Origin of the sequence: Streptomyces sp. URMC 127 (assembly GCF_051386535.1) — a bacterium.
Taxonomy (GTDB): domain Bacteria; phylum Actinomycetota; class Actinomycetes; order Streptomycetales; family Streptomycetaceae; genus Streptomyces.
In genome coordinates, this window is sequence record NZ_JBPQTW010000197.1 from 1 (window position 1) to 12,876 (window position 12,876).

Genomic DNA, 12,876 nt, shown 5'->3' on the forward strand with positions numbered 1-12,876 from the left:
GCCCCCGCCCGCCCGGGCACCCCTGCCCGCACGACCCGGTCACCGACCCGACAACGAGAACGGAGTCTCTTCATGACGAACACCGAAACCGCCCTCAAGGACGCGATGAGCTCGATCGAGGGCGCGCTCGGCGTGGCGCTCGTCGACTACGGCAGCGGCATGGCGCTGGGCACGCTCGGCGGATCCCAGTCGCTCGACCTCAACGTGGCCGCGGCGGGCAACACGGACGTGGTCCGGGCGAAGCTGCGGACGATGGAGATGCTCAACATCCAGGACTCCATCGAGGACATCCTCATCACCCTCGGCGCGCAGTACCACCTGATCCGGCTGCTGACCGGCCGCGGCGGCAACGGCCTCTTCCTCTACCTGGTGCTGGACGCGCGGCGCGCCAACCTGGCGATGGCGCGCCACCAGCTGAAGCGGATCGAGGCGGAGCTGGAGGTGTAGGGGCGGCCCCGGCCGCTAGCGGCGGTTGCCGGACCCGTTGTGGTCCAGCAGTGAGATGCGCTCCGCGAGGTGCGACAGCGGGTTGTTGCCGTTGTCGGTCACCGTGCCGTGGGTGCACTGCTGTTGCTCCTGCGACGTGAGCACCGGGACGTCCTGGACGCCGACGTTGATGAGCAGCAGGAGGGACTGCACGCCGAGCTTGCCGACGCCGACGCAGAGCTCGTTGAGGGTGCCCTGGACCGCGCTGATCTGCGGACTCATACGGCCGCCGGTCAGCGTCGCGCCGGTGGCGGTCACCGCGCCGTTGGCGTTGGCCACGTCCCGGCCGTCGCCGACGGCCGCGGCGGGGCCGGCGATCGCGCCGACGGCGGAGGCCGTCAAGGCCGTTGCGGTCATCACCTTCTTGAGCACTTGAGCACCTTTCACCGGGTCCGCGGTTCGCGGAGGAACGCGCACTGAGTAACTCCCCGATGTCGCAGATGTTCCGGGTTGTCACCCATTCGACCGCTGCCCGGCGGGCCGCTTGCACCCACAGAGCGTCACGGCAAAGATGCGGAACGTCACCAACCGTGCGGGCTCGTCGGTGGAGCCCGGTCCGCCAGGAAAGGTCGTACGCGTGCATCCGGAGGGTTCAGGGGATTCGGCGGAGGACGGCACGGCCGTGGCCGTCGTGGGAGCGGCCTGCCGGCTGCCCGGCGGCATCGGCGACCTGACGGCGCTGTGGGAGGCCCTGGAAGAGGGCCGCGACCTGATCGGCCGGGTGCCGGAGGACCGGTTCGAAACGGCCCGCTTCGTGGACACGTCGGCGCCGCGCCCCGGCAAGAGCCGTACGGCGGCGGGCGGGTTCCTGGACGACATCGCGGGCTTCGACGCCGGCTACTTCGGCATCTCGCCCAGGGAAGCGGCCCAGATGGACCCCCAGCAGCGGCTGCTGCTGGAGCTGACGGCCGAGGCCCTCGACGACGCCGCGATCGACCCGGCGTCGCTGGCCGGTTCGGACACCGCCGTCTTCGCGGGGATCTCCGACACCTCCTACGGCGCGCAGCAGATGCTGCGCATCGAGGGCGTCGACGCCTACACGATGGCGGGCGGCGCGGCGTCGATCGCGGCGAACCGGATCTCGTACGCCTTCGACCTGCGCGGCCCGAGCATGGCCGTCGACACCGCCTGCTCCTCGGCGCTGGTGGCGCTGGACCGGGCCTGCCGCACGCTGCGCGAGGGCACCAGCCGCGCGGCCGTGGCCGCGGGCGTCAACATGCTGCTCAGCCCTTATCCGTTCGTGGGGTTCTCCCAGGCCTCGATGCTCTCGCCGAGCGGCAGGTGCGCGGCGTTCTCGGCCGCGGCCGACGGCTATGTGCGGGCGGAGGGCGGCGGGGTCGTCGTCCTGAAGCTGCTGCGCGACGCCCTGGCCGACGGCGACCGGATCCACGGGGTGATTCTGGCGACGGCCGTGGGCAGCGACGGCCGCACGGCGGGGCTGTCACTGCCGAATCCGCGTGCGCAGGAAGCCCTGTTGAGGTCGGTGTACGAGCAGGCGGGCGTGGATCCCGACGAGCTGGTCTACCTGGAGGCGCACGGGACCGGGACCCCTGCCGGGGACCCGGCCGAGTGCGAGGCCGTCGGCCGGGCGCTGGGCACGCGGCGCCGGCGGGGGGCGCTTCCGGTGGGCTCGGTCAAGTCCAACCTGGGCCACCTGGAGCCCGCTTCGGGGATGGCGGGGCTGCTGAAGGCGCTGCTGGTGCTGCGGCACGGCAGGATCCCGGCCACGCTGCACGCCCTGCCGCTCAACCCGGCGATCGACTTCGCGGGCCTGGGCCTGGCCCCGGCCACGGAGGCCCGGCCGGTCGACGGCGACGCGGGGCGGCCGGTCGTGGGCGTCAACTCCTTCGGCTTCGGGGGCGCGAACGCCCACGCCGTGATCGCGGCCGCCCCGCCGGCGCCGCGGCGCGCCCGGGGGACGGGGGCCCGCGCGCGGACGCTGCCGTTCGTGGTCTCCGCGCGGACGCCCGAGGCGCTGGCGCAGGCGGCGGGGCGGGCCGCGGAGCAGCTGGCGCGGGCGCGGCCGGAGGAGTTCTACGACCTGGCGCACACCAGTTGCGTGCGCCGCGGGAAGCACCCGTTCCGTGCGGCGGTGCTGGCCGGCGGCCCGCGGGAGGCCGCGCAGGCGCTGGCGCGGCTGGCCCCGCGCGCCGCGCTGCCCCCGCAGTCGCCGGCGGCGGTCCCGGCCGTGGAGGCCGTCAGCGGGGAGGCGGTGCGGCACGGCCGGGTCGCGTTCGCGTTCTGCGGCAACGGCGCCCAGTGGGCGGGCATGGGGGCGGGCTTGCTGGCGGACCCCGTCTTCCGCTCGGCGGTCGAGGCCGTGGACAAGGAGCTCGCGCCGCACGTGGGGTGGTCGGTCACCGAGGAGCTCGCCGCGGCGTCGCCCGAGCGGCTGCGGGCCACGGAGGTGGCCCAGCCGCTGCTGTTCGCGCTGCAGACCGGCGTCGTGGCCGTGCTGCGCGCCCACGGCGTCACGCCGTCGGCCGTGCTGGGCCACAGCGTGGGCGAGGTGGCGGCCGCGCACGCGGCCGGGGCGCTGGGGCTCGCCGAGGCGGCGTGGGTGATCGCCGAACGCAGCCGCGCGCAGGCGCCGCTGGCCGGCTGCGGGCGGATGGCGGCCGTGGGCATGTCCCGCGAGCAGGCCGCGGAACTGCTGGCCGGCTACCCGGGGCTGGAGGTGGCGGGGGTCAACTCCCGCCGGGACGTGACGGTCGCGGGCCCGCAGAAGCAGCTGTACCGGCTGCTGGGGGACCTGGCGGGGCGGGGCGTGGTGTGCGCCGAACTCGACCTGGACCACGCGTTCCACAGCGCGGCCATGGATCCGCTGCGCGCCCCCCTGCAGGCCGCGCTCGAAGGGCTGAGCCCCTCGCCCGTGCGGGTGCCGCTGCTGTCCACCGTCACGGGCAAGCCGGCGGAGGGGCCCGAGCTGGACGCGGACTACTGGTGGCGCAACGTCCGCGAGCCGGTGCTGTTCTCCGACGCCGTCGAGGGGGCCCTCGCGCAGGGCGCCGACATCCTCCTGGAGATCGGCCCGCAGCCGGTCCTGCAGAGCTACCTGCGCCGCATCACCGCCGGCCACGCGGCGCCCGGGCTGCGGGTGGTGGCCCGCACGCTGCGCAAGGGCGACGACGGCGTGCGCGCGATGCGCACCGCGGTGGCCGGGCTGCTCGCGGCCGGGGCGCGGGCCGACTGGGGCGCGTTCTTCCCGCGCCCGGGCCGGGTGGCTTCCCTGCCGGCCTATCCCTGGCAGCGCGAACGGCACTGGAGCGGCGGCCCGGAGTCGTGGGTGCGCAGCAGCGGGGACGGCCGCACGGAGCACCCGCTGCTCGGCGAGCGCATGCCGGCTCCGCTGCCGGTGTGGCACGGCGCGGTCGAGCCGGCCCGGCTGCCGTGGGCCGCGGACCACCGGCTCGGCGGGTCCGTCGTGATGCCCGCGACGGCGTACGTGGAGATGGCGCTGGCGGCGGGCCGCCGGGTGCTCGACACGGCGGTGGAGGCCGACCACCTGGAGTTCGTGCGGCCGCTGTTCGTGCCGTGGGGCGAGCCGGGCACGGTGCACACGCAGGTGTCGTTCGACCCCGAGGACGGGGTGGTGCTGATCAGCAGCACGGACGACCAGGCCACGGGGCAGAGCCGGCACGCGCGCGGCCGTGTCCGGGCCCGGTGGGGGCGGCCCCCGGCGCCGGCGGACCTGGCCGGTGCGCGCGCCCGCTGCGGCCGCCGGGTGACCGGGGAGGAGCACTACGGCCGGGTCGGCGAGGCCGGGCTCGGCTACGGGCCCTCCTTCCGGGTGCTGACGGAGCTGTGGGTGGGCGACGAGGAAGTCGTCGCGGCTTACCGCGACCCCGGCCCCCTGGACGGGCTGGACGTGAGCCCGGCCCTGCTCGACGGCGCGGTGCAGGCGGGAGCGCCGCTGCTGGACGACGAGATCCTCGCGGGACACACCTATCTGCCGTCGGCGATGGACGCGGTCCGCGTCTGGCGCGCCCCGGCGGCCGAGGGCGCGGTCCACGTGCGCGAGCGCGGCCGGACGGCGACGGAGGTGTGCTGGGACATCGCGCTCACCGACGCCGACGGCACGGTCGCCGTGGAGCTGCGTGGGTGCCGCATGCGGCGCCTGACCGGGGTGCGGCGCACGCCGGTGACCCGTCAGGAGACGGTGCTGCGCGCCGCCCCGCGGCCCTGGGACGTGCACGAGCCCCTTGCCGGGCCGGCGCCGCGGGCGATCGCCGAGCGGGCGGCGAACCGGATCCTGGCCCTGCGCCGCGACTGGCGCACGGCCGGCTACCCGCGTTTCGCCGCCCTGGTGCAGGAGGCCGCGGCCCACGCCTACGCCGCGGCGCTCGGCGGCCTCGTGCCCGAGGGGGGCCGCCCGTTCACGGTGGGCGACCTGGTCGCGGGCGGGATGCTGCCCCGGCACCGGCAGGCGATGGAGCTGATGCTGGCCGCGATGACGCGGTACGGGCTGGTGCGGCAGGAGCCGGACGGCCGCTGGCTGCGGCAGGACCAGCCCCGGTGCGCGATCGGCATGGTGCGCGACGGGCTGCGGGAGCAGCCCGCGTACGCGACCGAACTCTCGCTGCTGGTCCGCCAGTTCCTGCACCTCGGCGACGTGCTGAGGGGTGCGCGCGACCCGCTGGACCTGCTGGGCGCCGAGGGCGCGGCCTCGCCCCTGGAGCGGTTCCACGACGTGGCGCCGGTGCTGCGCTTCCACAACCGCGTCGCGCAGGCGCTGGTGCGGGAGATCGTGGCGGCCCTGCCGGCCGGACGGCCGCTGCGGGTGCTGGAGGTCGGCGCGGGCACCGGCGGGATGACCGCTGCCCTGCTGCCGCTGCTGCCGGCCGACCGCACCCGCTACCTCTTCACCGACGTGTCACCGGCGTTCTTCGTACGGGCCCGGCAGCGCTTCGCCGCGTACGACTTCGTGGACTACCGCACCTTCGACGCGGCCGCCGACCCGGCGGGCCAGGAGCTGCCCGCTGGCGGGTTCGACCTGGTGGTCGCGGCGAACTCGCTGCACGCCTGCGGGGACCTGGAGGCGGCCGTGCGCCGGCTGGCGTCGCTGACCGCCCCCGGCGGCCGGCTGCTGGTGCTGGAGAGCCACGACCCGCTGTGCCTGCTGCCGTTCTTCGGCACGCTGGAGAGCTTCTGGAACCGCACGGACACCGGGCTGCGGCCCCGCTCCCCGCTGCTGGGCCGCGAGGAGTGGACGGCGCTCCTGGAGCGCTGCGGCTTCACCGGCACCGTGCGCACCGGCGACGACGCCGAGCCCGCCCGCGAGGACTTCTCGGTGTTCCTCGCGGCCCGCGCCGAGGCACCGGTGCCGGCTCCGCCGCTGCCGGCCGCGGGCATCGGCACGGCCTGGGTCCTGGCGGCCGAGACGCCCGAGGAGTACGGGCTGGTGGGGGCCACGGCCGGCCTGCTGCAGACGGCCGACGCCGTCGAGGTCCGCACCACCGTGGCGAGCGAGGACCCCGGCGCCTGGGCGCCGCTGCTGTCCCGCGAGACGGTGATCGTCCTGGTGCTGGCCCCCGCCGGCGACGGCGACGTGGTGGAGCGCACGACACGGCGCGCCGCGGTGCTGCGCGCCGTGGCCGTCGCCTGCGGGCGGCTGACGGGCAGCGAGACCGTCTCGCTGTGGCTCGTGACGCGGCCCTGCGGGGCCGTGCCGGAGCCCGGGCCCGCCGCGGCCGGTCCCGCCGACGCCGCCGCGTGGGGCGTCGTGCAGTGCCTGGGCAACGAGCAGGCGGCGCTGACCACGCGCCGGCTGTCCCTGGCCCGCAGCGGCGACACCGCTGCCGACGCCGGCCGCCTCGCCCGGGAGCTCCTCGCCCCGTCGGAGGAGGCCGAGGTCGTCGTGACCGGCTGCGGCGGCCGGTTCGTCCCGCGCGAGCGGGAGCTCCCCCGGCCCCTCCTCCCCCCGGCCGCGGGCGGCGCGTTCGCCCTGGAGGTCCGCGAGCCCGGCCTGTCCTTCCGCCCGGCCTGGGTGGAGACGCAGCGGCCGGAGCCGGGCCCCGGCGAGGTCCTCATCGCCGTACGGGCGGCTGCGCTCAACTACCACGACGTGGTGCTCGCCACCGGCGCCCTGGCCGGCGAGGAGTCCGCCGACGGGCGCTTCGCAGCGGCGTACGGGCTGGAGTGCGCGGGAACGGTCGCGGCCGTCGGAGAGGGCGTCACGGGCGTCGCCGTGGGCGAGCGGGTGTTCGCCAGCGGCTCCGGCTGCCTGGCCTCGCACGTGGTCACCGCAGCGGACGCCGTGGCCCGGATGCCCGAGGCGATGGGCTTCGCCGAGGCGGCCACCCTGCCCGCGGTGTTCCTGACCGTCCACTACGGCCTGGGGTGGCAGGCCGGGCTGTCGGCCGGGGAGACCGTCCTCGTGCACGGCGGGGCGGGCGGCGTGGGGCTCGCTGCCCTGCAGTTCGCCCGGCTGCGCGGAGCACAGGTGATCGCCACCGCCGGCAGCCCCGCCAAGCGCGACCTGCTGCGCGCCCTGGGCGTCGAGCACGTCCTGGACTCGCGCAGCCTGGCCTTCGCCGCCCGGGTGCGGGAGCTCACCGGCGGGCGCGGCGTCGACGTCGTCCTCAACTCCCTCGCGGGCGAGGCCGTCTCCCGCAGCCTGGAGCTGCTCCGGCCGGGCGGGCGCTTCGTCGAGCTCGGCAAGCGCGACATCCTGGAGAACAACCGGCTGCTGCTGCGCCCCTTCGAGCGCGACCTCGCGTTCTTCGGCGTCAACCTCCTCGCCCTGCTCGCCGGCCGCGAGCGGGCGGCCCGCCTGTTCGCCGAGGTCGCGGAGCACATCCGGGCCGGGGACTACCGGCCGCTGGCGCACACGCTCTTCCCCGCCGCCCGCGCCGAGGAGGCCTTCCGGCTCCTGCAGCACTCCCGGCACACCGGCAAGGTCGTCGTCTCCTTCGACCCCCTCGACGAGCCCGTCCTCGCCGAACCCCGGCCCCGCGTCCCGCGCTTCGACCCCGGCGGCACCTATCTCGTCACCGGAGGGCTCGGCGGCTACGGCGCGGCCGCCGCGCACTGGCTCGCCGACCGCGGCGCCCGCCGGCTGGCCCTCGTCGGGCGCCGGGGCGCGCGCACCCCGGGCTGCGAGGCGCTGCTCGCGGAGCTGGAGCAGCGGGGCGTGCACGCCGAGCCCTACGCGGCCGACGCCGCCGACCTGCCGTCCATGCGGCGGGTGGTGGAGGAGATCGACGCGGGCGGGCACCGGCTGCGCGGCGTGGTGCACTGCGCGATGCACCTGGACGACGCGCCCCTCGACGAGCTGACCGACGACCGCTTCCGCGCCGTCCTGGCCCCCAAGGCCGCCGGCGGGGCCGTGCTCGACGCCCTCACGCGCGGCCGGGAGGACCTGGAGCTGTTCCTGGTGTTCTCGTCCGTCGCCGCCCGCGTCGGGCAGGTCACCCAGGCCCCCTACGCCGCGGGCAACCTCTTCCTCGAAGCGCTGGTCCGCCGGCGCCGGCGCGACGGCGAAGCGGGCCTGGCCGTGGGCTGGGGAGCCCTCGGCGGCACCGGCTACGTGGCCCGCCACGGCCTCGCCCCCGCCATGGAGAGCAGCGGGCTGGAGACGCTCTCGCCGCGCGAGGTGTTCGGCGCGGCGGACGTGCTGCTGGGCGACGGCACGGACGTCGCGGGCGTCGGCCGCTGCAACTGGGCGCGGCTGCGCGCCTGTCTGCCCTCGCTCGGCGAGCCCCGCTACCGGCAGCTCGTGCCCGAGCCCGACGAGGAGACCGGCCACACCCACGCGGAGCTCGTCCGGGCCCTGTCGGCGATGCCGCCCGAGGACGCGCTGCGCGCCCTCACCGGCCAGCTGGTGCGGATCCTGGCCGGCGTCCTCCACCTCGACCCCGCCCGCATCGACCCGGGGCGGCGCATCGAGGAGTACGGCGTGGACTCCCTCATGGCCGCCGAGTTCCTCGCCGCCCTGCACCGGCGCTTCGACGTCCGGGTGCCGCCCATGGAGCTGATGCGCGGCGGCGGCACGGCCGCCGACATCGCCCGCATCGTCCACCTGCGGCTGCGCACCGCGGACAGCGCCGGAGCGCAGTCCCCGCCGGCCGCCTCCCTCGCGGAAGTCCCCCCGCAGGCCGGGCCCGCCGCCGACCCGGCCGGGCAGGCGCCGCCGTGCTGACCTCCCTGGCCCGCTTCGCCACGCGCCGGTGCCGCGCGGTCCTCGTCCTGGCCGCCCTCGCCGCCCTCGCCTGCGGGCTGCTCGGCCACGGCGTGGCCGCACGGCTGGCGGGCGGCGGCTGGACGGCGCCCGGCTCGCCCTCGGCCCGCGCCGAGGCCCTGCTCACCGGGCGCTTCCACGCGGGCGCGCCCGACGTCGTCCTGCTGGCCCGCGCCCCGGACTCCGTCGACGCGCCCGGCGCCCGCGCGGCGGGCCTCGCGCTCGTCGGCCGCCTGTGCCGCGAGCCCGGCGTCACCGGCGTGGACTCCTACTGGACCGGGCCCCTCAAGCGCGGCGCGTGCCGCACGGCCGGAGCCGGCAGGGGCGGCGTGGACGACGCCGTGCTGCGCTCGGCCGACGCCCGCACCGCGCTCGTCTCAGTGCGCCTGGAAGGCGGCGGGCGCACCGCACGGGCGGCCGTCGAGCGCCTGCTGCCGGCCGCCACCGCCTCCCCCGGCCCCCTGCGGGTGCAGGTCACCGGCCGTGCGGTCCTCGACCGCGCCCTGGAGCACTACAGCGAACGCGATCTGCTGCGGACCGAACTCCTCGCCGTCCCCGCCACCTTGCTGCTCCTGCTGTTCGTCTTCGGGAGCGCGGCGGCGGCCTGCCTGCCGCTCGCCGTGGGGGCGGTCGCGGTGGCCGGCACGCTCGCCCTGCTGCGCGTCCTGACCGCCGTGACGGAAGTGTCGACGTTCGCCCTGAACATCACCGCCGCGGTGGGGCTCGCCCTCGCCATCGACTACAGCCTCTACCTGGTCGCGCGCTACCGCGAGGAGATCGCCGCGGGACGGGCGCCGGAGGAAGCCGTACGGGCCGCGGTCGCCACCGCCGGGCGGATCGTGGTCGTCTCGGCCGCGGCCGTGGCGCTGTGCCTGCTGGGCCTGCTGCTGTTCCCGCTGTACGTGCTGCGCTCGCTGGCCTACGCCGGGGCGAGCGTGGTGCTGCTCGCGGCCGCCGCGGCCCTGCTGCTCGTCCCGGCGGCGCTGGCCCGCTTCCCCCGCGCGATCGGCCGGGGCGACCTGTTCGCGCGGTGGCGGCGGCCGCCGGACCGCACCCGGAACGGCTGGCGGCGGCTGGCCCTGCGGGCGATGCGCCGCCCGCTGCTGGTCACGGCGGTCACCACCGCGGCCCTGCTCGTCCTCGCGATCCCCTTCCGCCAGGTCGTCTTCGGCTTCAGCGACGAGCGGGTGCTGCCCCGCGACGCTCCCGAGGTGCGGGCGGCCCAGGAGCTGCGCGACGGCTTCCCGCAGCTGCGCAACCCCGTCGAGGTGGTCCTGCCGGGGTGGCGGCCGGAGGGCCGCGCGCGGGTCGCGGAGCTGGACGCGTACGCCCGGCGGCTGTCGGGCCTCCCGGGCGTCCTGGGCGTACGGACCGCGACCGGCTCGTACGTCCAGGGCCAGGACGTCCCGCTCGCCTGCCCGGCCGCCGCCTCCCCCGCACCCGGTGCCCTGCCGGGCTGCCCGGCCCTGCGGAACTTCGCCTCGCCGGCCGGCACCTGGCTGGCGGTCAGCGGCGCGGCGGACCCCTACGCTCCGCAGTCCGCCGCGCTCGCCGACCGGCTGCGGGCGGCCCCGGCGCCCGCCCCGGTGCTCACCGGCGGGCCGGCGGCGCAGTTCCAGGACGCCCGCGACGTCCTCGCGCGGCGGCTGCCGTGGGCGCTGGGAGCGATGGGCACCGCCACGTTCCTGCTGCTCCTCGCCTTCACCCGCAGCGTGTTCCTGCCGGTGAAGGCGCTCGCGGTCAACCTGCTCAGCCTGACCGCGTCGTTCGGCGCCATGGTGTTCGTCTTCCAGCAGGGCCACCTGAAGTGGCTCGTCGGCGACTTCACGGCCACGGGCACGGTCAGCGTCGTCATGCCCGTCATCACGTTCTGCCTCGCCTTCGGGCTGTCGCTGGACTACGAGATCCTGCTGCTGGCCCGCATCCGCGAGGCCCACGCCCGCACCGGCGACACCGTGCGGGCCACGGCCGCCGGGCTCCAGGCGGCCGGTCCGCTGTTCACCGCTTCCGCCGCGCTCGTCCTGGCCGTGCTGCTCGCCCTGGCCACGGCCGAGGTCACGCTCGTCAAGCTCCTCGCCGTCACGACCTCCTTGTCCGTCGTCCTCGACACCCTGGTCATCCGCCCGCTCCTGGTGCCCGCCGTGATGCGGCTGGCCGGGCGCGCCAACTGGTGGCTGCCGCCGCTGCCCCGGCGCGCCGTGCGGCCTTCTCTCCCCGCGCCCGTCGCCCGGGTCCCCGGCGCCTCGCCCGACGGCGAACTCCCCTGATCGCGGCGCCTCCTCACCCGGGGTAGCGGCACGGACGGTTCCGGCGGCAAGGTGGAGAGGCACGAGGACGAAGGAACGGGAGGGGACGTCCGGTGAGCGGACTCAACAAGGAAACGAGCGGTAGCCTCACCAAGGGGCTGGGCAAGGTGCAGGTGTCGCTGAAGTGGGACCCGAGCCCGCTGGGCGTGCCGGACCACGACCTCGACATCATCGCGGGAACGTACAGCGCGGAGGATCCGCGCGGAAAGGCCGCCTACTTCGTCCACTTCGACAGCCGGCTCTCGCCCGACGGCACCATCAACCTCAACCGCGACAGCCGCACCGGCGCGGGCTTCGGCGACGACGAGGTGATGACGCTGGAGCTCGACCGGCTCTCGCCCTCCTACGTCCGCGTCGTCGTGGGCGTGGCCATCCAGCAGAACGGCGGGCGCAAGACCTTCGGTGACGTGCCGAACACCGGAGTCCGGGTCGTGGAGGGATACACCGAGCTCGTCGCGGACGACTTCGCCGGCGTCGCCGGGGCCACGGCGGCGACGGTGGTGGAGTTCGAGCGCAACGGCAGCGGTGTGTGGGAGTGCCGCCCCGCCGTCCGGGGGTACGACACGGACCCCCAGACGTTCGCCACGGTGATGGGCAGGTGACCCCGGGGGTTCTGCCCGGCCCCGGGGCCCGGCCCGGAGCCGGGGCCCGCCCGGCTACTTCGCGGCCGGGCAGAACTCCGCCTTGATCACGTCACCGGCCGCGCTGGTGTCGCCCAGGGCGTCGGTGCTGAAGTTGTAGACGAGGCTGCGCCGGGTGTCCGCGGAGACGTAGGCGACGCTCTGCGTCCCGATGAAGAAGCCGGTGTGCCCCCACAGCTCCGTGCCGCAGAGCGTGAAGTGGAACAGCCCCAGCCCGTAGGCCACGCCCGGGTCCTCGCCGGTGGGGACGGTCGTCTTCAGCTCCCGCTGCTGGGCCGGGGGCAGCAGCCTGCCCTGCAGCAGCGCGGTGAGGAACCGGTCGAGGTCACCGGGGCTGGTGATCAGATCGCCGGTGCCCCGGATCACCGACGGGTCGAGGTCGGTGACGTCGTGCATCGTGCGGTCCGGGTCGTCGGTGAACCGGCTGTAGCTGCGCCCGGCGGGCGGCGGGAGGGTGCGCTCATGGCCCGGGAGGCGGGTCGAGTGCAGGCCGAGCGGCGCGATGATGCGGCGCTGCACCTCCTCCTCGTAGGACCGGCCGGTCGCCTTCTCCATCACGAGGGCGGCCAGGACGTAGCCGGTGGGGCTGTAGGAGTAGCGGGTGCCCGGCGGGAAGTCCGGCGCGTGGGCCGTCGCGGTCCGCACGATCCGCTCGGGCGTCCAGGTGTCGTAGCGGTGCTGGAAGAACGCGGTGGTGGTGAGGTTCCGCAGGACTTCCGGGTCGTCGGTGTAGTCGTGCAGTCCGCTGGTGTGATTGAGGAGCTGGTGGAGGGTGATCCTGCGGCCGTCGTTGCCGTGGCCGCGTACGAGGCCCGGCAGCCACTTCTCGACGGTGTCGCCGAGGGCGAGCCGGTGCTCGGCCTCCAGCTGGAGGATGACGGTCGAGATGAAGGGCTTGACGATGCTGCCGGCGCGGAAGTGCTCCCACGGCAGCCGGGGGCGCTTGCTGTGCAGGTCGGCGACGCCGGCGGTACCGCGCCAGGTGCCGCCCGCGCCGCGGGCGAGGGCGATGGCGCCGGGGACGCCGGCCTTGACGGCGGCCTCCAGGGCGGCCTGTGTGCGCTCGTGCCCGCGCGCGGCGGGCGGGGCCTGGTGGGCGGCGCCTGCCGGGGCGGGGGCCGCCAGCAGGGCTCCGGCCATCGCGGCGGTGGTCAGGAGCGCGGCCAGTGCGGCTCTCGCCGCACGGACCGTCCTCGGCGGACGCTTCGTCATGACAGCCCTCCTTCTGTTCCTTTGCGCGGACGGGACGGCGGGTGGTGGCGCG

At 76.4% G+C, this 12,876-nt stretch carries 6 protein-coding genes; 4 read left to right on the forward strand and 2 right to left on the reverse strand.

What is annotated here, in order from left to right; genetic code table 11:
• The first annotated feature begins 72 nt into the window (after positions 1-72).
• Positions 73-447: a hypothetical protein gene (locus ACSNOH_RS28050; protein WP_436724229.1), complete on the forward strand. Its 375-nt coding sequence runs from the start codon at positions 73-75 to the stop codon at positions 445-447.
• A gap of 15 nt (positions 448-462) precedes the next feature.
• Here ACSNOH_RS28050 and ACSNOH_RS28055 read toward each other — a convergent pair whose 3' ends face one another.
• Positions 463-858 (reverse strand): rodlin, encoded by a 396-nt coding sequence (locus ACSNOH_RS28055; protein WP_436724230.1) that lies wholly within the window; start codon positions 856-858, stop codon positions 463-465.
• Between the two features lie 250 nt (positions 859-1,108).
• Between ACSNOH_RS28055 and ACSNOH_RS28060 the strand changes: the two genes are divergently transcribed.
• The 3 genes from ACSNOH_RS28060 to ACSNOH_RS28070 all read left to right on the forward strand — a co-directional run bounded on the left by ACSNOH_RS28060 (position 1,109) and on the right by ACSNOH_RS28070 (position 11,573).
• On the forward strand, positions 1,109-8,626 hold the full coding sequence (locus ACSNOH_RS28060) for a type I polyketide synthase (protein WP_436724231.1): 7,518 nt from the start codon (positions 1,109-1,111) through the stop codon (positions 8,624-8,626).
• Entirely contained in the window at positions 8,620-10,932 is a 2,313-nt protein-coding gene (locus ACSNOH_RS28065) for an MMPL family transporter (RefSeq protein ID WP_436724232.1), read from the forward strand. The genes ACSNOH_RS28060 and ACSNOH_RS28065 overlap by 7 nt, the downstream gene beginning before the upstream one ends.
• A gap of 92 nt (positions 10,933-11,024) precedes the next feature.
• Entirely contained in the window at positions 11,025-11,573 is a 549-nt protein-coding gene (locus ACSNOH_RS28070; protein ID WP_436724233.1) for a TerD family protein, read from the forward strand.
• Between the two features lie 54 nt (positions 11,574-11,627).
• Here ACSNOH_RS28070 and ACSNOH_RS28075 read toward each other — a convergent pair whose 3' ends face one another.
• A complete protein-coding gene (locus tag ACSNOH_RS28075; protein WP_436724234.1) occupies positions 11,628-12,824 on the reverse strand; it encodes a serine hydrolase domain-containing protein in 1,197 nt (398 codons plus the stop codon).
• Between the last annotated feature and the right edge of the window lie 52 nt (positions 12,825-12,876).